Source organism: Streptomyces sp. HB132 (genome assembly GCF_016909575.1).
In the GTDB taxonomy this organism is placed as follows: Bacteria; Actinomycetota; Actinomycetes; order Streptomycetales; family Streptomycetaceae; genus Streptomyces.
Map to the genome: position 1 here is coordinate 326,704 of NZ_JAFBGA010000001.1, position 20,922 is coordinate 347,625.

The following is a 20,922-nucleotide window of genomic DNA, read 5'->3' on the forward strand; positions in this document are numbered from 1 at the left end:
AATTCGAGTCTTCGGGAGATCCGACCGTGACCGAGCCCCTCTCCGAACACAGCGCGGACGTGATCGTCGTCGGAGCGGGCCCAGCCGGCTCCACGACCGCGTACTACCTCGCCAAGGCCGGACTCGACGTCCTCCTCCTGGAGAAGACGGCCTTCCCGCGTGAGAAGGTCTGCGGCGACGGTCTCACCCCGCGCGCCACCAAGCAGCTCGTCTCCATGGGCATCGACATCTCCGAAGAGGCCGGCTGGCTGCGCAACAAGGGCCTGCGCATCATCGGCGGCGGCGTCCGCCTCCAGCTGGACTGGCCGGACCTCGCCTCCTACCCGGACTACGGTCTGGTCCGCAAGCGTGACGACTTCGACGAGCAGCTGGCCCGTCAGGCGCAGAAGGCAGGCGCGCGACTGTACGAGCGCTGCAACGTCGGGGAACCGGTCAAGGACGAGCGCACCGGCCGCATCACCGGCGTCCACGCGAAGCTCGGCGAGGAGAAGACCCCGGTCACCTTCCACGCCCCGCTCGTCGTCGCCGCCGACGGCAACTCCACCCGGCTCTCCCTCCACATGGGCCTGCACCGCCGCGAGGACCGCCCGATGGGCGTCGCGGTCCGCACGTACTTCACCTCGCCCCGCCACGACGACGACTACCTGGAGTCGTGGCTGGAGCTCTGGGACCGGCGCGGCGCCGAGGACCGCCTGCTGCCCGGCTACGGCTGGATCTTCGGCATGGGGGACGGCACGTCCAACGTCGGTCTGGGCATCCTCAACTCCTCGGCGGCCTTCAAGGAGCTCGACTGGCGCGAGGTGCTCAAGGCGTGGTGCGCTTCCATGCCGGAGGACTGGGGCTACACCCCCGAGAACATGACGATGCCGATCCGCGGTGCCGCACTCCCGATGGCCTTCAACCGCCAGCCGCACTACACCAAGGGCCTGCTGCTCGTCGGGGACGCGGGCGGACTGGTCAACCCGTTCAACGGCGAGGGCATCGCGTACGCCATGGAGTCGGGCCAGATCGCCGCGGACGTCATCGTCCAGGCCCACGCCCGTGCCACCCCGGCGCAGCGGGAACTGGCCCTGCAGCACTACCCGAAGATCCTGAAGGACACCTACGGCGGTTACTACACGCTGGGCCGCGCCTTCGTGAAGATGATCGGGAACCCGCAGGTCATGAAGATCGCCACCCAGCGCGGTCTGACCCACCCGCTCCTGATGAAGTTCACGCTGAAGATGCTCGCCAACCTCACCGACCCGACGGGCGGCGACGCCATGGACCGCATCATCAACGGCCTCTCGAAGGTGGCGCCCAAGGCCTGACCGCCGACGCCCGGCCGCCCGCGCTGCGATAGGTTCGGACCATGGGGGCAAAAGGCGCATGGACCACCGTCGGCTTCCGGCGTCTCGGCGCTGCCGGGTCGGCGGCGATCGCGCTGGGAGGCTGGGCCGTCGGCACGCTCCCGGCCCACGACCCGTGGGGCCTGTGGGTGGCCCACGGCCCCGGAGTGAGAGCCGCGGGCTACGCACTGGCCTACGGCGGACTCACGGTGCTCGTCGTCGCCTGGTGGCTGTACGGGAGAGCCGGAGCCTCCGTACGCGACACCCTCGCCACCCTCGGATGGTGGACGGCGCCGCTGGTCCTCGCGCCCCCGCTGTACAGCGCAGACGTCTACAGCTACATCGCGCAGGGCGCGATGGTCCTCGAAGGCCACGACGTCTACAGCGTGGGGCCGTCCGTCCTCGACCCCGACGGGCCGGGCGGTGACGCCGCGGCGAGCGTCGGCGGGCACTGGACGGACACCCCGGCGCCGTACGGGCCTTTCTTCCTCCTCCTCGCGCGCGGCGTGGCCTGGGCGACCGGTGGCACGATCGTGCCCGCGGTGCTGGGGATGCGCCTGATCGCCCTCGGCTCGCTGGTCCTGATCGCCTGGGCCCTGCGGAATCTCGCCCGGGAACACGGCCGCAGCGAGAGCGCCGCGCTGTGGCTCGGGGCGCTGAACCCGCTGCTGCTCATCCACGTGGTCGGCGGTGTCCACAACGACGGGCTGATGACCGGCCTCATGCTGGCCGGCGTACTGCTCGCCCTGCGCGGCAGGTGGATCACCGGGTCGGCGGTCATCGGGCTCGCCATGATGGTGAAGTCGCCCGCGGCGGTGGCGCTGCTGTTCGTCGGCGTCCTGGTGGGCCGGGCCGCGAGCGGTCCGGTGGCACGGCGGGTGGCGAAGGGGCTGCTGGCTCCGGGGCTGGTCGCGGGGGCCGTCGTCGTGGGCCTGACGTTCCTCGGCGGCACCGGCTTCGGCTGGATCGGGACCCAGAGCGTCGCGGCACGCATCCACACCGCGCTGTCCCTCAGCAGCGACATCGGTCTGGGCCTGGGTGAACTCCTGCGTCTGCTGGCCGGAACCGACCCGGACCCGGTCAAGGCCGCCGTGCAGAACCTGGGCCTGCTGGTCGCGCTGGTGCTGATCGTCCGACTCGCCTGGCACGCGACGACCGGACGTACGGAACCCGTTCGCGCCCTGGGCACCGCTCTGCTGGTCCTCGTCGCGCTCTCGCCGATGGTGCAGCCGTGGTACCTGCTGTGGGCCACGGCGGTGCTGGCCGCCACCGCGAGCGGCGGCCGGGCCATGGGCGCGGTGACCGTGCTGTCGGCCGCGCTCGTCTACGAGACGCAGCCCTCGGGCTCGACCCCGCCGTACGGCTTCGTGCTGGCGGCCCTCGTGTGCGCGGTGGGGGTGGCGCTCCTGCGCCGGGAGCGGGCCGACGGGGAGCGGGGACGTCTGCCGGGCCAGCGCCGGCCGACGGAAGCCGCCGTGGAGGCGGACGCGCCCACGGCACGATGACGGGCCGTCACTCCGGATGGCGGAGTGACGGCCCGTGGTCGCGCTCAGGCGTGCGGAGCTTGTGAATCAGAGAACGCGGACCGCGCCCGACGGCGGGTCGTAGTCCAGCGTCTGCTGAACGACACCGGTGCTGGAGTTCTGCGCACCGACGAACTGGCCGCCGCCCACGTAGATCCCGACGTGGTAGGCGCTGCCCGCGCCGCCCCAGTACAGGATGTCGCCGGGCTGGAGGTTGTCGAGCGAGACCTGGGTCCCCGCCGTCGACTGGCTCTGCGAGACACGCGGCAGGTCGATGCCCACCGAGCCGAAGGCGGCCTGGACCAGACCCGAGCAGTCCCACGAGTTCGGGCCCGTGCCGCCGGAGACGTACGCGTCGCCGACCTGGGACTGCGCGAACGCGACGACGGACGCGGCGGACCCGGTGGCGCTGGAGGAGGACGTGGCGGAGGAGGACGAGGAGCCGGAGGACGCGCTGAGCGTGGTGCGCTCGGCGGAGCGGGAGGCGCGCTCGGCGGCCTTGGCCTTGGCCTTGGCCTCCGCCTCGGCGGCTGCCTCGGCCTTCTTCTTGGCCTCGGCCTTGCGGACCGCCTCGGCCTTGGCCTTCTTGGCGGTCTTGGCTGCTGTGCTGGCCGCTGCGTCCTCGTGCGCCTGGGTCTCCAGGTCGAGGGCGAGCGCCTTGGTTGCCTGCGCGGACGCGGCGACGGATTCGGAGAGCCCGGCTGTGATGGTGGGCATCTCGATGGTCTGGGTCACCGGCTCGGCCTGAGCCGGACCGGCGGCACCCGCGACCGCGATGGTGCTGAGCATGCCACCGGCAACTCCTGCCCGCAGGGCCGTCTTCGAGGCGCTTCGGCGGGGCTTCCGGTGGCTGGGTATGTGAGCGGTGTGGGACATGGGTACTAGCGCTATCAGGGCTGTAGGGGTCCCATCAAGAAACGTGTGTTGCGACACAGTTACGTTCGGAATCCATGAATCCGCTTATTGGGGGCCTTTATTGACGCCCTAAAGGGCAAATCGGGCACCTCGGTGCACCCCTGTGATCACGGCATTCAATCAATACGCCCGAATTGCCCGTCGCTTACCATCCGTTCACACGGTTGGCCAAGCCCGCTTCTCTTGGAGCAGGCATGGAGTGATGCAGGTCACAACGTGGCTCTTCCGTGAGAGGCAACCGCGCGGCCGCGCGCCGCGTGCGGGGCGCGATCGGCCGCCCTCGCGTGGTGACCTGACCTATTGGCGAGTCATGTCCGTTTTCAGGGCGGCCCGTCGGGGGTCGGTCGCCGAATCAGCCGACCGGGGACGCCCCGGGGTGACCGGAGCCGGCCGCCGGGGTCGACCGAAGGGGTTCGGCCGGGCGGGCCGACCGGGGCGCCGGGTGGGTCCGGGCGGTGATCCGCCCGTCGCGCCCCTCGATCTCCCGGTGTCCCGCGCGCCGCCCCCACTGCCCCGCTCGCTGTGCCCCGTTGCCCGCTCGCCGTGTCCCGTGTCCCGGGCCCCGCGCACCCGTGCGCCCCGACCCGGGTGTGCCGCGCGTTCGCCCCGCGTCGCCGTGTGCCCGGAAGTTCGTGAATGCGTGCGCATTGTCCACATCGGTACCGGAGGCACCCCGTCCGGGTGGCCGGCGTATGGAGCCGATTCCTATATCACCAGCTCGGTGTCCACCGCCAATTTGCTTGTACGGTCCGCCGATTGATAGTGCCGTGAGCCTTTGACCAGCGGTAACGCTCCAAGATGTCACGTCTCGTAACCGCACGGCCGCTTCGCGTACGAAGATCACCGCTCATCCGTCTTCATGATCGTTCGTCAGGTGGTGGAGATCACAAAGACGTTGGTGCACCCCGTGTCGCAGATCACAGGACGGCAGGCATAGGATGCGGGGCAGTCGGGCTTGTGAACTGCCTCACATGTGCACGATCTTGATGAGGTGGCGAGCCGGTCGCCCGATGCGGTCCAACGGTCAAGGACGACTGGAAGGAGCGAGGAGCGTGAATGCCTACGCGCCCATCCTCGTGCTCGGCGCCCTAGGGGCAGGGTTTGCGATCTTCTCCGTGGTCATGGCCACGCTTATCGGCCCGAAGCGGTACAACCGAGCAAAGCTCGAAGCGTACGAGTGCGGTATCGAACCCACCCCGACTCCAGCCGGAGGTGGCCGTTTCCCGATCAAGTACTACCTGACGGCGATGCTGTTCATCGTCTTCGACATCGAGATCGTCTTCCTCTATCCCTGGGCGGTCACCTTCGACGCCCTGGGGATCTTCGGGCTCGTGGAGATGCTGCTCTTCGTGCTCACCGTCTTCGTCGCCTACGCGTATGTGTGGCGCCGGGGCGGCCTGGAATGGGACTGAGGGGCTGAGGGGCACACATGGGACTCGAAGAGAAGCTGCCGAGCGGCTTCGTGCTGACCACTGTCGAGCAGGCCGCCGGCTGGGTGCGGAAGTCGTCCGTCTTCCCGGCCACCTTCGGCCTCGCCTGCTGCGCCATCGAGATGATGACGACCGGCGCGGGGCGGTACGACCTGGCCCGGTTCGGGATGGAGGTCTTCCGCGGTTCGCCGCGGCAGGCGGATCTGATGATCGTCGCGGGGCGGGTCAGTCAGAAGATGGCGCCCGTCCTGCGGCAGGTCTACGACCAGATGCCGAGCCCCAAGTGGGTGATCTCCATGGGGGTTTGTGCGTCATCAGGTGGAATGTTCAATAATTACGCCATTGTTCAGGGTGTTGATCATATTGTCCCGGTCGACATCTATCTGCCGGGATGCCCGCCGCGTCCCGAGATGCTGATCGACGCCATCCTCAAGCTCCACCAGAAGATCCAGGGCTCCAAGCTCGGGGTCAACGCGGAGGAGGCCGCCCGCGAGGCGGAGGAGGCGGCTCTCAAGGCACTCCCCCTGATCGAGATGAAGGGGCTGCTGCGGTGAGCGACGAACAGAACGACAGCGGGGCGCCCGCCCCGCGCGACGACACCGGCGAGGTCATCGGCGTACGCAAGGGGATGTTCGGCGCCAACAACGGCGGCGACACCTCCGGCTACGGCGGACTCGTCCGCACGGTGACCCTTCCGGGGGCGTCCTCCCGGCCCTACGGCGGCTGGTTCGACGAAGTGGCCGACGAGCTGGAAGGGGCCCTGGAGGAACAGGGCCTGCTCCCCGGCAACGCCGTCGAGAAGACGGTCGTCGACCGGGGGGAGGTCACCTTCCACATCGCCCGCGAGCACCTGCTCCAGGTCGCCCGCACCCTGCGCGACGACCCCGCCCTTCGCTTCGAGCTGTGCACGGGCGTCAGCGGCGTCCACTACCTGGGGGACAAGGGCCGCGAGCTGCACGCGGTCTACCACCTGCGCTCGCTCACCCACGGGCGGCTGATCCGCCTCGAGGTGTCCGCGCCGGACAGCGACCCGCACATCCCGTCGCTCGTCGAGGTCTATCCGACCAACGACTGGCACGAGCGCGAGACCTACGACTTCTTCGGACTGGTCTTCGACGGGCACCCCGCCCTGACCCGGATCATGATGCCGGACGACTGGCAGGGCTTCCCGCAGCGCAAGGACTACCCGCTCGGCGGCATCGCCGTCGAGTACAAGGGCGCCCAGATCCCGGCTCCGGACCAGCGGAGGTCGTACAGCTGATGACTACTCCCCATTCCCAGGCTTCCCCGGGTCCCTCCGGCACGCCGCTCTCCGACGCCCGCGCCACGACCGAGGGGACTGTATATACAGTCACCGGCGGCGACTGGGACGAGGTCGTCGAGTCCGCCGCCAAGTCGGACGACGAACGCATCATCGTCAACATGGGTCCCCAGCACCCCTCCACGCACGGCGTGCTGCGGCTGATCCTGGAGATCGACGGCGAGACCGTCACCGAGGCCCGCTGCGGCATCGGCTACCTCCACACCGGCATCGAGAAGAACCTCGAGTTCCGGAACTGGACGCAGGGCACCACCTTCGTCACGCGCATGGACTACCTGACTCCGTTCTTCAACGAGGCGGCGTACTGCCTCGGGGTCGAGAAGCTGCTCGGCATCGAGGACCAGATCCCCGACCGGGCCACCGTCCTGCGGGTGCTCCTGATGGAGCTCAACCGGATCTCCTCGCACCTGGTGTGCATCGCCACCGGCGGTATGGAACTCGGCGCCACGACGATCATGATCTACGGATTCCGCGATCGTGAACTCGTCCTCGACCTCTTCGAGCTGATCACCGGGCTCCGGATGAACCACGCGTTCATCCGTCCCGGCGGACTCGCCCAGGACCTTCCCATGGGCGCGATCGACCGGCTCCGCGAGTTCATCAAGACCATGAAGAAGAACCTGCCGGAGTACGACAAGCTCGCCACCGGCAACCCCATCTTCAAGGCCCGTATGCAGGACGTCGGCTACCTCGACCTGACCGGCTGCATGGCGCTCGGCGCCACCGGCCCGGTCCTCAGGTCCGCCGGACTCCCGCACGACCTGCGCAAGACCGATCCGTACTGCGGCTACGAGACCTACGACTTCGACGTACCGACCGCGGACACCTGCGACTCCTACGGGCGCTTCCTCATCCGGCTGGAGGAGATGCGCCAGTCGCTCAGGATCGTCGAGCAGTGCCTGGAGCGCCTTGAGCCGGGACCGGTCATGGTCGCCGACAAGAAGATCGCCTGGCCCGCGCAGCTCGCGCTGGGACCCGACGGCCTCGGCAACTCGCTCGACCACATCAAGAAGATCATGGGCACCTCCATGGAGGCCCTGATCCACCACTTCAAGCTGGTGACCGAGGGCTTCCGGGTCCCGGCCGGGCAGGTGTACACCGCCATAGAGTCCCCCAAGGGCGAGCTCGGCGTGCACGTCGTCTCGGACGGCGGCACGCGCCCCTTCCGGGTCCACTTCCGCGACCCGTCCTTCACCAATCTCCAGGCCATGGCGGCGATGTGTGAGGGCGGCCAGGTCGCCGACGTCATCGTCGCCGTCGCGTCCATCGACCCCGTGATGGGAGGCGTCGACCGGTGACCGCGTCCAACCAAGAAGTCAGCCTGGGGATGCCGCAGCTCCCCGCCCCCGCCTACCCGGCCGACGTACTCGCCCGGCTCGAAGCGGACGCGAAGGAAGTGATCGCCCGCTACCCCGGCAGCCGCTCCGCGCTGCTGCCGCTGCTGCACCTGGTGCAGTCCGAGGAGGGGTTCGTCTCCCGTACGGGCATGGCGTTCTGCGCCGACCAGCTCGGCCTCACCACAGCGGAGGTCACCGCGGTCGCCACCTTCTACACGATGTACCGCCGCCGGGCCGGCGGTGACTACCAGGTCGGGGTCTGCACCAACACCCTCTGCGCGGTCATGGGCGGCGACGCCATCTTCGACCGGCTCAAGGAGCACCTGGGTGTCGGCAACGACGAGGCCGGCATGACGACTGCCGACGGCAAGGTCACCCTCGAACACATCGAGTGCAACGCGGCCTGCGACTTCGCCCCGGTCGTGATGGTCAACTGGGAGTTCTTCGACAACCAGACGCCGGAGAGCGCGACGCGGCTCGTCGACGACCTGATCGCCGGCCGCACCGTCGAGCCCACCCGGGGCGCGCCGCTGTGCAGCTACAAGGACACGGCGCGCATCCTCGCCGGCTTCCCCGACCGGCGTCCCGGCGCGGTCGAGGCGAGCGGCGGCGCCGGCGCCGCCTCCCTGGTCGGGCTGAAGCTCGCCAAGGGCGAGACCGCCCCGCAGACGCGCGTGGTCGGCCCCCGGGGCGAGGCCCCGGGCGACCAGCCGCAGAAGGGCGCCGAGCACCTCAGCTCTCATGACGCGCCACAGCAGACCTCGGCCTCCGACCCGGAGCACCCGGCCGGGCCCGCCGCCGAGGAGGGGGAGTGATGACCTTGGCAGCCGAGATCGACAAGAACGGGACCAGCCCGGAGAAGCTCCTGGCCCCGGTCCTCTCCTCCTTCTGGGACGAGCCGGAGTCCTGGACGCTGGACACCTACCACCGCCACGACGGGTACGAGGGTCTGCGCAAGGCCCTGGCCATGCCGCCCGACGACCTCATCGCGTACGTCAAGGACTCCGGTCTGCGCGGACGCGGCGGCGCCGGCTTCCCCACCGGGATGAAGTGGCAGTTCATCCCGCAGGGCGACGGGAAGCCGCACTACCTCGTCGTCAACGCCGACGAGTCGGAGCCGGGGACCTGCAAGGACACCCCACTCCTCTTCGCGAACCCGCACAGCCTCATCGAGGGCATCGTGATCGCCTGCTACGCGATCCGCTCCTCGCACGCCTTCATCTATCTGCGCGGCGAAGTGGTCCCCGTGCTGCGGCGGCTGCACGAGGCCGTGCGCGAGGCCTACGAGGCGGGCTACCTGGGGAAGGACATCCTGGGCTCGGGGATCGACCTCGAACTCACGGTGCACGCGGGCGCGGGCGCCTACATCTGCGGTGAGGAAACCGCGCTCCTCGACTCACTCGAAGGACGGCGCGGCCAGCCCCGGCTGCGTCCGCCCTTCCCCGCCGTCGCCGGTCTGTACGCCTGCCCCACCGTCGTGAACAACGTCGAGTCCATCGCCTCGGTTCCCGCGATCCTGAACAAGGGCAAGGACTGGTTCAAGTCGATGGGCAGCGAGAAGTCCCCGGGCTTCACGCTGTACTCGCTCAGCGGACACGTCACCAGCCCCGGCCAGTACGAGGCCCCGCTCGGCATCACCCTGCGCCAGCTGCTCGACATGAGCGGCGGCATGCGGGCCGGGCACCGCCTGAAGTTCTGGACCCCCGGCGGCTCCTCCACCCCCATGTTCACCGAGGAACACCTCGACGTGCCCCTGGACTACGAGGGCGTCGGCGCGGCCGGATCGATGCTCGGCACCAAGGCACTGCAGTGCTTCGACGAGACCACCTGCGTGGTGCGCGCCGTCACCCGCTGGACCGAGTTCTACGCACACGAGTCCTGCGGCAAGTGCACGCCGTGCCGCGAGGGGACCTACTGGCTCGTCCAGCTGCTCCGCGACATCGAGGCGGGCAAGGGGGAGATGGCCGACCTCGACAAGCTGAACGACATCGCCGACAACATCAACGGCAAGTCCTTCTGCGCCCTCGGCGACGGCGCGGCCTCGCCGATCTTCTCCTCGCTGAAGTACTTCCGCGAGGAGTACGAGCAGCACATCACAGGCAAGGGCTGCCCCTTCGACCCCGCACGGTCGACCCTCTGGGCCGACGACAAAGACGACAAGAACGCTCACCGGGGGGTGAACGCATGACAGTCACCACGAGTGCGCCCTCCGGGGGCGGCGAGGCGGCCGTTCCGCCCGAGGACCTCGTCACGCTCACGATCGACGGCATCGAGATCAGCGTGCCCAAGGGCACCCTCGTCATCCGCGCCGCCGAACTGCTCGGCATCGAGATCCCGCGCTTCTGCGACCACCCGCTCCTCGACCCCGCCGGTGCCTGCCGGCAGTGCATCGTCGAGGTCGAGGGCCAGCGCAAGCCGATGGCGTCCTGCACCATCACGTGCACCGACGGCATGGTCGTCAAGTCGCAGATCACCTCGCCGGTCGCGGAGAAGGCCCAGAAGGGGGTGATGGAGCTCCTGCTCATCAACCACCCGCTGGACTGCCCGGTCTGCGACAAGGGCGGCGAGTGCCCCCTGCAGAACCAGGCGATGTCGCACGGCGGCGCCGACTCCCGCTTCGACGGGAAGAAGCGCACCTTCGAGAAGCCCGTCCCCATCTCCACCCAGGTGCTGCTGGACCGCGAGCGGTGTGTGCTCTGCGCACGCTGCACCCGGTTCTCCAACCAGGTGGCAGGCGACCCGATGATCGAGATGCTGGAGCGCGGCGCGCTCCAGCAGGTCGGTACCGGCGAGGGCGACCCCTTCGAGTCGTACTTCTCCGGCAACACCATCCAGATCTGCCCGGTCGGGGCCCTCACCTCGGCGGCCTACCGCTTCCGCGCCCGGCCCTTCGACCTGGTGTCGACGCCCTCGGTGTGCGAGCACTGCGCCGGCGGCTGCGCGACCCGGACCGACCACCGGCGCGGCAAGGTCATGCGGCGGCTCGCCGCCAACGACCCGGAGGTCAACGAGGAGTGGCTCTGCGACAAGGGCCGCTTCGGCTTCCGTTACGCCCAGCAGCGCGACCGGCTCACCACCCCGCTCGTACGCAACGCGGAGGGTGTGCTGGAACCCGCGAGCTGGCCCGAGGCACTGGAAGCCGCGGCGGCCGGTCTCTCGGCGGCACGCGGCAGGACCGGTGTCCTCACGGGCGGCCGACTGACCGTCGAGGACGCCTACGCGTACAGCAAGTTCGCGCGGGTCGCCCTCGACACCAACGACATCGACTTCCGGGCCCGCGTCCACAGCGGTGAGGAGGCCGACTTCCTCGCCGCTCGGGTCTCCGGACGCGGCCTGGACCTCGACGGCAGCGGGGTCACGTACACCGCGCTGGAGAAGGCCCCGGCGGTCCTGCTGGCCGGCTTCGAGTCCGAGGAGGAGGCCCCCGGCGTCTTCCTGCGGCTGCGCAAGGCCCACCGCAAGCACGGACAGCGGACGTTCGCGCTGGCCTCGCACGCCAGCCGGGGCCTGGAGAAGGCGGGCGGCACGCTGCTTCCCGCCGCGCCCGGCACCGAGACCGAATGGCTGGACGCCCTCGCGGGCGGGATCGGCCTGGAGAGTGACGGAGCCGTCGCGGCCGAGGCGCTGCGCGGCGAAGGCGCCGTGATCGTGGTGGGCGAGCGGCTCGCCGCCGTACCCGGCGGACTGACCTCCGCCGTGCGCACCGCGGCGGCCACCGGCGCCGCACTGGTGTGGATCCCGCGCCGGGCCGGCGAACGCGGCGCGCTGGAGGCGGGGGCGCTCCCGTCGCTGCTGCCCGGCGGCCGTCCCGCGACGGACCCCCGGGCCAGGGAGGAGGTGGCGTCCGTCTGGGGCGTCGCCGAACTCCCCTCCGGCTTCGGCCGCGACACCGGCCAGATCGTGGAGGCCGCGGCCACCGGCGAGCTGGGCGCACTGCTGGTCGCGGGCGTCGACCCCGAGGACCTGCCCGACCCGGCCGGGGCGCTCAAGGCGCTGGACGAGGTCGGTTTCCTGGTCTCGCTGGAGCTGCGGCCCGGCGCCGTCACCGAGCGCGCCGACGTGGTCCTCCCCGTGGCGGCCGTCGCGGAGAAGCCCGGCACCTTCCTCAACTGGGAAGGCAGGGCGCGGCTGTTCGAAGCCGCGCTGAAGCCCGAGCAGATGCCGAGGACGCTCTGCCCGACCGACGCGCGGGTGCTGCACATGCTGGCCGACGCGCTCGACGTACACCTCGGACTGCCCGATCTGAGGGCGGCCCGCCGTGAACTCGACCGCCTCGGCGGCTGGGAGGGCGGCCGCGCCGACGACCCGCGGGTGGCCTCCACCCCGGTGCCCCGGCCCGGCGACGGCGAGGCGGTCCTCGCGGGCCACCGGATGCTGCTCGACCGGGGCCGGCTCCAGGAGGGCGACCAGGCGCTGGCCGGCACCCGGCACGCGGCGGTCGCCCGGCTCTCCCCGGGCACCGCTGCCGAGTCCGGGGTGAAGGACGGCGATCTGCTGGCCGTCACCGGACCCGCCGGCACCACCGAACTCCCGCTGGCCGTGACCGAGATGCCGGACCGGGTGGTGTGGGTGCCGCTCAACTCCGTCGGACGGGGCGTCCCCGCCGACACCGGTGCCCGGCCGGGCGGCCTGGTACGGATCGGTCCGGCCGCCCCGGGCTCCCACGTCGTGACAACGGAGGTAGGAGAGTGACCGGCCTCGCCCAACTCGCCGCGGCGCCGCAGGGTGCCGTCCTCGCAGCCGAGGACCTGTCGATGTTCGGCACGGACCCCTGGTGGCTCGTCGTCGTCAAGGCGGTGTTCTGCTTCGCGTTCCTGATGGTGACCGTGCTGTTCTCCATCGTGTGGGAACGCAAGGTCGTCGCCTGGATGCAGCTGCGCATCGGCCCCAACCGGCACGGCCCCTGGGGCATGCTCCAGTCGCTCGCCGACGGCATCAAGCTGATGCTGAAGGAGGACGTCGTCGTCAAGCGGGCCGACAAGGTCGTCTACGTCCTGGCCCCGATCGTGGCCGCCGCACCGGCGTTCATGGCGATCGCGGTGATCCCGTTCGGCCCCTCCGACAACCAGGTGTCGATCTTCGGCCACCGTACGACGATGCAGCTGACCGACCTGCCGATCGCGATGCTGTACATCCTCGCGGTCGCCTCGGTCGGCATCTACGGCATCGTGCTGGCCGGCTGGTCCTCCGGGTCGACGTACCCGCTGCTCGGCGGGCTGCGCTCCTGCGCCCAGATGATCAGCTACGAGATCGCGATGGGCGCGGCCTTCGCGTCGGTGTTCCTCTACTCCGGTTCGATGTCCACGTCGGAGATCGTGGCGGCACAGGAGGACCGCTGGTTCATCCTCCTGCTGCCGGTCTCCTTCATCATCTACGTCATCACGATGGTCGGCGAGACCAACCGGGCCCCGTTCGACATGCCGGAGTCCGAGGGCGACCTGGTCGGCGGGTTCAACACCGAGTACTCCTCGATCAAGTTCGCGATGTTCATGCTCGCCGAGTACGTCAACATGGTCACCGTCTCCGCGGTCTCCGTCACCCTGTTCCTGGGCGGCTGGCGGGCTCCGTACCCGGTCAGCACCTTCTGGGAGGGCGCCAACCAGGGCTGGTGGCCGATGCTCTGGTTCGTCATCAAGGTGCAGCTCCTCCTCTTCTTCTTCATCTGGCTGCGCGGCACCCTGCCCCGTGTCCGCTACGACCAGCTGATGAAGCTCGGCTGGAAGGTCCTGATCCCGGTCTCCGTGGTCTGGCTGATGCTGGTCGCCACCGTCAGGGCGCTGAACAACGAGGGCTACGACTACTCGAAGATCCTCCTGTACGTCGCCGGAGCCGTGATCGCGGTCCTGCTGATCTCCTTCGTCGCCGACACCTTCCGCGACCGGAAGACCAGGGCCGCCGAGGAGGCGGCCGGACCGGAACCCGCGTTCGACCCGATGGCGGGCGGGTACCCGGTGCCGCCGCTGCCCGGCCAGACGCTGCCGCCGGTGCCGCGCCGCACGCCTCGGCGCGAGCGGGAGCTCGTTGTCAGTGGCGGGCCGGATACTCGGAGTGACGAGAATGCGGCAGCCGGAAGTTCGAGTGACGGAAGGGAGGCTGACGGTGTCTGAGTCATCGGAACCCTCAGGAGAGAAGTTCCAGAATCCTGTGGCCGGCTTCGGCGTGACCTTCAAGGCCATGTTCAAGAAGCGGCTGACCGAGCAGTACCCGGAGACGCAGAAGGTGACGGCGCCGCGCTTCCACGGCCGGCACCAGCTCAACCGTCACCCGGACGGTCTGGAGAAGTGCGTCGGCTGCGAGCTCTGCGCCTGGGCGTGTCCTGCGGACGCGATCTACGTGGAGGGCGCGGACAACACGGACGAGGAGCGCTACTCCCCGGGCGAGCGCTACGGCCGCGTCTACCAGATCAACTACGCGCGCTGCATCCTGTGCGGACTGTGCATCGAGGCGTGTCCCACCCGGGCACTGACCATGACCAATGACTTCGAGCTCGCCAACACCACCCGCGAGAGCCTCATCTACACCAAGGACGAGCTGCTCGCGGGGCTTGAGGAAGGCATGGTCGACAGCCCGCACGCGATCTTCCCCGGCATGGACGAACAGGACTACTACCGCGGCCTGGTGACCGAGGCCGCTCCCGGCGCGGAGCGCCAGGTCGCCGTCTCCAAGGGAGAGACGGACAAGGAGGTGGACGTGTGAACGCCACCCTGGCCGCAGCCGCCACCACCACGTCGACCGGCGAGGCCGTCCAGTTCTGGATCCTCGGCACCGTGGCCGTCCTCGGCGCGCTCTCCACCGTCCTGATGAAGAAGGCGGTGCACAGCGCACTGTCGCTCGCCGGCACCATGATCGTGCTGGCGGTCTTCTACCTCGCCAACGGCGCCTACTTCCTGGGCATCGTCCAGGTCGTCGTCTACACGGGCGCGATCATGATGCTGTTCCTCTTCGTGGTCATGCTCGTCGGTGTCACGGCGGCCGACTCGCTGAAGGAGACGCTCAAGGGCCAGCGCTGGCTGGCCGCCGCCTGCGGACTCGGCTTCGGCATCCTGCTGATCGCGGGCATCGGACAGGCGTCCCTGAAGACGTTCAACGGTCTGGGGACGGCGAACGCCCGGCACGGCGGAAACGTCGAGGGGCTCGCCAACCTCATCTTCACCAAGTACGTCTTCGCGTTCGAGATCACCGGCGCCCTGCTGATCACCGCGACCGTCGGCGCGATGCTGCTCACGCACCGCGAGCGCACCGAACGCGCCAAGACACAGCGGGAGCTCTCCCAGGAGCGGGTGCGCAGCAGTCACGTACCGCCCCTGCCCGCTCCCGGTGTGTACGCCCGGCACAACGCCGTGGACGTCGCGGGACTGCTCCCGGACGGCACGCCGTCCGAGCTCACCGTCATGCAGACGCTGCGGCAGCGCGGACAGATCCGTGACGTGTCCAGTGAGTCGCTCGCCGACCTCAAGGCGCTCGAACAGCGTTCCGGGGAGCGGCTCGGCCGTGACCGCGGACCGGACCGTGACCCTGCGGAAGAAGAGGAGGAGGTCGCCAAGTGAATCCGGTCAACTACCTCTACCTCGCGGCCCTTTTGTTCACGATCGGTGCCTCCGGCGTGCTGATCAGGCGGAACGCGATCGTGGTGTTCATGTGCGTCGAGCTGATGCTCAACGCCTGCAACCTCGCGCTCGTGGCGTTCTCCCGGATGCACGGCAACCTCGACGGGCAGATCATCGCCTTCTTCACGATGGTCGTCGCCGCCGCGGAGGTCGTCATCGGGCTCGCGATCATCGTGTCGCTCTTCCGCTCCCGCCACTCGGCCTCGGTCGACGACGCCAGCCTGATGAAGCTGTAAGGGGTCGGAATCGTGGAAAACCTGATTGCGCTGCTGGTCGCGGCGCCTCTGCTCGGAGCGGTGGTCCTGCTCTGCGGCGGCCGCCGGCTCGACCGGGCCGGACACTGGATCGGCACGGCGCTCGCCGCCGCGTCCTTCGTCGTCGGTGCCGTCCTGTTCACCGACATGCTGGGCAGGGGTGCCGAGGACCGCACCCTGCGCCAGCACCTGTACAGCTGGATCCCGGTCGAGGGGTTCCAGGCCGACGTGGCCTTCCAGCTGGACCAGTTGTCGATGACGTTCGTCCTGCTGATCACGGGTGTGGGCACGCTGATCCACGTCTACTCCATCGGCTACATGGAGCACGACGAGCGGCGACGCCGCTTCTTCGGCTACCTGAACCTCTTCCTCGCGGCGATGCTCATCCTGGTCATCGCCGACAACTACCTGCTGCTGTACGTCGGGTGGGAGGGCGTCGGTCTGGCGTCGTACCTGCTCATCGGCTTCTGGCAGCACAAGCCCAGCGCGGCCACCGCCGCCAAGAAGGCCTTCCTGGTCAACCGGGTCGGCGACATGGGCCTGTCCATCGCGATCATGCTGATGTTCACCACCTTCGGCACCTTCGCCTTCGGGCCCGTGTTCGAGGCGACCGGTGACACGAGCGAGGGCAAGCTCACGGCGATCGGCCTGATGCTGCTCCTCGCCGCCTGCGGCAAGTCGGCCCAGGTGCCGCTGCAGTCCTGGCTCGGGGACGCGATGGAGGGCCCGACCCCGGTCTCGGCCCTCATCCACGCCGCAACCATGGTGACCGCGGGCGTCTACCTCATCGTCCGCTCCGGCGCCATCTTCAACGGGGCGCCTGACGCACAACTGGTCGTCGTGGTCGTCGGTGCCGTCACGCTCCTCTTCGGTGCGATCGTCGGTTGCGCGAAGGACGACATCAAGAAGGCCCTCGCCGGGTCGACGATGTCGCAGATCGGCTACATGATCCTCGCCGCGGGCCTCGGCCCCATCGGCTACGTCTTCGCGATCATGCACCTGGTGACGCACGGCTTCTTCAAGGCCGGTCTCTTCCTCGGCGCCGGTTCGGTCATGCACGGCATGAACGACGAGGTCGACATGCGGAAGTACGGCGGCCTGCGGAAGTTCATGCCGGTCACCTTCGTCACCTTCGGCCTCGGCTACCTGGCGATCATCGGCTTCCCCGGCCTGTCCGGCTTCTTCTCCAAGGACATGATCATCGAGGCGGCCTTCGCCAAGGGCGGCACCGAGGGCTGGATCCTCGGCTCCGTCACGCTGCTGGGCGCCGCGATCACCGCGTTCTACATGACGCGCGTGATGCTCCTGACGTTCTTCGGCGAGAAGCGCTGGCAGCCGACTGCATCCGATGGCGGCTCCGCCGCGGGCGAGGGCCACGAGCCGCACCCGCACGAGTCGCCGAAGTCCATGACGATCCCGATGATCGTGCTGGCCTTCGGGTCGGTCTTCGCCGGAGGCTTCTTCTCCATCGGCGACCGCTTCATGCACTGGCTGGAGCCCGTCACCGGGCACGACCACGGACACGCACCGGTCAGTGCGACCACCGTCACCGCCGCCACCATGGTGGTGCTCGTCATCGGTGTCGCCATCGCCTGGTCGATGTACGGGCGCAAACCCGTCCCGGTCGTCGCCCCGCGCGGTTCCCTCCTCACCAGGGCGGCCCGCCGGGACCTCCTCCAGGACGACTTCAACCACGTGGTCCTGGTCCGCGGCGGCGAACACCTCACCCGCTCCCTGGTCTACGTCGACCACACCCTGGTCGACGGAGTCGTCAACGGCACGGCCGCCTCGATGGGCGGGCTCTCCGGCCGGCTGCGCAAGCTGCAGAACGGCTACGCCCGCTCCTACGCGGTCTCGATGTTCGGCGGTGCGGCGGTACTCATCGCCGCGACCCTGCTGATGAGGGCGGTCTGATCCCATGTCCTTTCCCCTCCTGACAGCGACGGCGGCGCTCCCGGCGATCGGCGCGATCGCCACCGCAGCCGTCCCGGCCGCCCGGCGCACCGCGGCCAAGTGGCTCGCCCTGGCCGTCTCGCTGGGCACCCTGGTCCTCGCGGGCATCGTCTTCGCCCGCTTCGAACCGGGTGGCGACCGCTACCAGCTCACCGAGTCGCACGCCTGGATCAAGGACTTCGGTGTCCGTTACGAACTGGGAGTCGACGGCATCGGGGTGGCGCTCCTCGCGCTCACCGCGCTGCTGATCCCCTTCGTGATCCTGGCCGGCTGGCACGACGCCGATCCCCTGGAGACGAACAGCTCCCGGTGGCGGCCGACCCAGGGCTTCTTCGCCCTGATCCTGATGGTCGAAGCGATGGTGATCCTGTCCTTCGTCGCCACCGACGTCTTCCTCTTCTACATCCTCTTCGAAGCCATGCTCATCCCGATGTACTTCCTCATCGGCGGTTTCGGGGACCGGGCGCACTCGGGCAGCGACGAGAACGCTGCGGCACAGCGCAGCTACGCGGCCGTGAAGTTCCTCCTCTACAACCTGGCCGGCGGGCTCATCATGCTGGCCGCCGTCATCGGGCTCTACGTCGTCGCGGGGAGCTTCTCGCTCTCCGAGATCGCCGAGGCGCGGGCCAACGGAACGCTGGACATGGCGACCTCCACCGAGCGGTGGCTGTTCCTCGGGTTCTTCTTCGCCTTCGCGGTGAAGGCCCCGCTGTGGCCGCTGCACACCTGGCTGCCCAACGCGATGGGGGAGGCGACCACCCCGGTGGCCGTCCTGATCACCGCGGTCGTCGACAAGGTCGGCACCTTCGCGATGCTCCGCTTCTGCCTCCAGCTGTTCCCGGAGGCCAGCAAGTGGGCTACGCCGGTGATCCTCGTCCTGGCGCTGATCTCCATCGTCTACGGCGCCCTGCTCGCCGTCGGTCAGCGCGACATCAAGCGGCTCATCGCCTACGCGTCGATCTCGCACTTCGGTTTCATCGTGCTGGGCATCTTCGCGATGACCAGCCAGGGCCAGTCGGGCGCCACGCTCTACATGGTCAACCACGGACTCTCGACGGCGGCGCTGATGCTGGTCGCCGGCTTCCTGATCACCCGGCGGGGCTCCCGGCTCATCGCCGACTACGGCGGGGTGCAGAAGGTGGCGCCCCTCCTTGCCGGAACCTTCCTCGTCGGCGGTCTGGCCACCCTGTCGCTGCCCGGCCTCGCCCCGTTCGTCAGTGAGTTCCTGGTCCTGGTCGGTGTGTTCAGCGCGTACCCGGTGGCCGGCGTCATCGCCACCGTAGGCATCGTGCTCGCCGCGCTCTACGTCCTCGTCCTCTACCAGCGGACGATGACGGGGCCGGTCAGGGAGGGGATCGGGGGCATGCCCGACCTCAAGGTCCGTGAGCTGGCGGTGGCGCTTCCGCTGATCGCCCTGCTGATCTTCCTGGGCGTCTTCCCGAAGCCGCTCACCGAGGTCGTCGACCCGGCGGTGCAGCACACCATGCAGGACGTACAGAAGAAGGACCCCCAGCCCGAGGTGGAGGCCGCCAAGTGAGCGCAACAGCTGTCCACAGCCTGTGGACCATGGCGGGGGAGGTGACATCCGCCGCCCCGGGCGACAAGTTCACGGCGCCGACCATCGAGTACGCCCAGCTGGCGCCCGTCCTGATCGTGGTCGGTGCCGCCGTCCTGGGAATCCTGGTCGAGGCCTTCGTCCCGCGACGGGCCCGCTACACCACCCAGGTGTTCCTGACGGTCGTCGCGATCGCCGCCGCCTTCGCCGCGGTGGTGGGTCTCGCCGCCGACGGGTACGCCACGAAGAACGCGCACATCGCCGCGATGGGCGCGGTCGCGGTCGACGGGCCGGCCCTGTTCCTCCAGGGCACCATCCTGCTCGTCTCCATGGTCTCCGTCTTCACGTTCGCCGAGCGACGCCTCGACCCGGCCTCGCACGGCAACCGTGTGGACTCCTTCGCCGCCCAGGCCGGTTCGGTGCCCGGCAGCGACGGGGAGCAGGCCGCGGTCAAGGCCGGATTCACCACGACCGAGGTCTTCCCGCTCGCCCTCTTCTCCGTGGCGGGCATGCTCGTCTTCCCGGCGGCGAACGACCTGCTGACGCTCTTCATCGCGCTCGAGGTCTTCTCCCTCCCGCTCTACCTCCTGTGCGCCGTCGCCCGCCGCAAGCGGCTGATGTCGCAGGAAGCCGCCGTGAAGTACTTCCTGCTCGGCGCCTTCTCCTCGGCGTTCCTGCTCTTCGGGATCGCCCTGCTCTACGGATACTCGGGCACCGTCTCGTACGCGGGCATCGCAAACGTCGTCGACGGCAGTGTCCAGCAGATCGACCCGGCCCTCGCGGGCACCATGGGCAACGACGCGCTGCTGCTGATCGGCGCGGCGATGATCCTCATGGGCCTGCTCTTCAAGGTCGGCGCGGTCCCCTTCCACATGTGGACCCCGGACGTCTACCAGGGCGCCCCGACCCCGGTCACCGGCTTCATGGCGGCGGCCACGAAGGTCGCCGCGTTCGGTGCGCTGCTGCGCCTGCTCTACGTGGTGCTGCCCGGTCTCACCTGGGACCTGCGCCCCGTCATGTGGGGTGTCGCGATCGTCACGATGCTGGGCGGGGCGATCGTCGCGATCACCCAGACCGACATCAAACGGCTCCTGGCATACTCCTCGATCGCCCATGCGGGCTTCATCCTCGCCGGTGTCATCGCGGCCAGCCCCGAGGGCATCTCGTCCGTCCTCTTCTACCTGGCCGTGTACTCCTTCGTGACCGTCGGCGCCTTCGCCGTGGTCACGCTCGTGCGCGACGCGGGCGGCGAGGCGACGCACCTGTCGAAGTGGGCCGGGCTCGGCCGCCGCTCGCCGCTGACCGCGGCGGTCTTCGCGGTGTTCCTGCTCTCCTTCGCCGGCATCCCGCTCACCTCGGGCTTCTCCGGTAAGTTCGCCGTCTTCAAGGCAGCGGCGGACGGTGGCGCGAGCGGCCTCGTCGTCGTCGGTGTGATCTCGTCGGCCATCGCCGCCTTCTTCTACATCCGGGTCATCGTGCTGATGTTCTTCAGCGAGCCGAAGGCGGACGGCCCCACGGTCGCCGTCCCGTCCCCGCTGACCATGACCACGATCGCGGTCGGAGTCGCCGTGACCCTGGTGCTCGGGCTGGCCCCGCAGTACTTCCTCGACCTGGCGAGCCAGGCGGGAGTGTTCGTGCGGTAACGACGAGTACGCGCGGCGACGCCGGACGGGCCTTGGAAAGTCAAGCCCGTCCGGCG

The 20,922-nt window shown here is 69.4% G+C and carries 17 protein-coding genes; 16 read left to right on the forward strand and 1 reads right to left on the reverse strand.

Translation table 11 applies throughout. The annotated features are described in order from the left end of the window. The first annotated feature begins 26 nt into the window (after positions 1-26). Together JOC24_RS01645 and mptB are read left to right on the forward strand one after the other, a co-directional pair. On the forward strand, positions 27-1,310 hold the full coding sequence (locus JOC24_RS01645; RefSeq protein WP_205018279.1) for a geranylgeranyl reductase family protein: 1,284 nt from the start codon (positions 27-29) through the stop codon (positions 1,308-1,310). Positions 1,311-1,351: 41 nt separating this feature from the next. After that, positions 1,352-2,833, forward strand: coding sequence for a polyprenol phosphomannose-dependent alpha 1,6 mannosyltransferase MptB (mptB, locus tag JOC24_RS01650; protein ID WP_205018280.1), 1,482 nt, complete (start codon positions 1,352-1,354; stop codon positions 2,831-2,833). Between the two features lie 66 nt (positions 2,834-2,899). On the opposite strand, the gene JOC24_RS01655 is transcribed toward mptB, so the two are convergent. Next, complete coding sequence (locus JOC24_RS01655) at positions 2,900-3,727, reverse strand: C40 family peptidase (RefSeq protein WP_205018281.1); 828 nt, start codon at positions 3,725-3,727, stop codon at positions 2,900-2,902. A 1,091-nt stretch (positions 3,728-4,818) separates the two neighbouring features. Here JOC24_RS01655 and JOC24_RS01660 point away from each other — a divergent pair. Genes JOC24_RS01660 through nuoN form a run of 14 tightly spaced genes read left to right on the forward strand, consistent with a single transcriptional unit; the run spans position 4,819 to position 20,866 of the window. Then, positions 4,819-5,178 (forward strand): NADH-quinone oxidoreductase subunit A, encoded by a 360-nt coding sequence (locus JOC24_RS01660; RefSeq protein ID WP_003992243.1) that lies wholly within the window; start codon positions 4,819-4,821, stop codon positions 5,176-5,178. 17 nt (positions 5,179-5,195) lie between these two features. Further along, on the forward strand, positions 5,196-5,750 hold the full coding sequence (locus JOC24_RS01665) for a NuoB/complex I 20 kDa subunit family protein (RefSeq protein WP_014154689.1): 555 nt from the start codon (positions 5,196-5,198) through the stop codon (positions 5,748-5,750). Continuing rightward, complete coding sequence (locus tag JOC24_RS01670) at positions 5,747-6,457, forward strand: NADH-quinone oxidoreductase subunit C (protein WP_205018282.1); 711 nt, start codon at positions 5,747-5,749, stop codon at positions 6,455-6,457. Before JOC24_RS01665 ends, JOC24_RS01670 begins: the two co-directional genes overlap by 4 nt. Further along, positions 6,457-7,815 carry an NADH-quinone oxidoreductase subunit D gene (locus JOC24_RS01675; protein ID WP_205018283.1) on the forward strand — a complete coding sequence of 453 codons (1,359 nt, stop codon included), beginning with the start codon at positions 6,457-6,459 and terminating at the stop codon, positions 7,813-7,815. The genes JOC24_RS01670 and JOC24_RS01675 overlap by 1 nt, the downstream gene beginning before the upstream one ends. A gap of 29 nt (positions 7,816-7,844) precedes the next feature. Beyond that, entirely contained in the window at positions 7,845-8,669 is an 825-nt protein-coding gene (gene nuoE / locus JOC24_RS01680) for an NADH-quinone oxidoreductase subunit NuoE (protein ID WP_205018741.1), read from the forward strand. Further along, positions 8,669-10,042, forward strand: coding sequence for an NADH-quinone oxidoreductase subunit NuoF (nuoF, locus tag JOC24_RS01685; protein ID WP_205018284.1), 1,374 nt, complete (start codon positions 8,669-8,671; stop codon positions 10,040-10,042). The genes nuoE and nuoF overlap by 1 nt, the downstream gene beginning before the upstream one ends. Further along, a complete protein-coding gene (locus JOC24_RS01690; RefSeq protein WP_205018285.1) occupies positions 10,039-12,546 on the forward strand; it encodes an NADH-quinone oxidoreductase subunit G in 2,508 nt (835 codons plus the stop codon). Before nuoF ends, JOC24_RS01690 begins: the two co-directional genes overlap by 4 nt. Further along, positions 12,543-13,961 (forward strand): NADH-quinone oxidoreductase subunit NuoH, encoded by a 1,419-nt coding sequence (gene nuoH, locus JOC24_RS01695; protein ID WP_205018286.1) that lies wholly within the window; start codon positions 12,543-12,545, stop codon positions 13,959-13,961. The genes JOC24_RS01690 and nuoH overlap by 4 nt, the downstream gene beginning before the upstream one ends. Then, entirely contained in the window at positions 13,954-14,550 is a 597-nt protein-coding gene (gene nuoI, locus JOC24_RS01700) for an NADH-quinone oxidoreductase subunit NuoI (protein WP_205018287.1), read from the forward strand. The genes nuoH and nuoI overlap by 8 nt, the downstream gene beginning before the upstream one ends. Beyond that, on the forward strand, positions 14,547-15,401 hold the full coding sequence (locus JOC24_RS01705; protein WP_205018288.1) for an NADH-quinone oxidoreductase subunit J: 855 nt from the start codon (positions 14,547-14,549) through the stop codon (positions 15,399-15,401). The genes nuoI and JOC24_RS01705 overlap by 4 nt, the downstream gene beginning before the upstream one ends. After that, complete coding sequence (nuoK, locus tag JOC24_RS01710; RefSeq protein WP_104788158.1) at positions 15,398-15,697, forward strand: NADH-quinone oxidoreductase subunit NuoK; 300 nt, start codon at positions 15,398-15,400, stop codon at positions 15,695-15,697. Before JOC24_RS01705 ends, nuoK begins: the two co-directional genes overlap by 4 nt. A gap of 12 nt (positions 15,698-15,709) precedes the next feature. Next, complete coding sequence (nuoL, locus tag JOC24_RS01715) at positions 15,710-17,629, forward strand: NADH-quinone oxidoreductase subunit L (protein ID WP_205018289.1); 1,920 nt, start codon at positions 15,710-15,712, stop codon at positions 17,627-17,629. Between the two features lie 4 nt (positions 17,630-17,633). Next, a complete protein-coding gene (locus tag JOC24_RS01720) occupies positions 17,634-19,205 on the forward strand; it encodes an NADH-quinone oxidoreductase subunit M (RefSeq protein ID WP_205018290.1) in 1,572 nt (523 codons plus the stop codon). After that, on the forward strand, positions 19,202-20,866 hold the full coding sequence (gene nuoN, locus JOC24_RS01725) for an NADH-quinone oxidoreductase subunit NuoN (protein WP_205018291.1): 1,665 nt from the start codon (positions 19,202-19,204) through the stop codon (positions 20,864-20,866). The genes JOC24_RS01720 and nuoN overlap by 4 nt, the downstream gene beginning before the upstream one ends. Positions 20,867-20,922 lie beyond the last annotated feature (56 nt).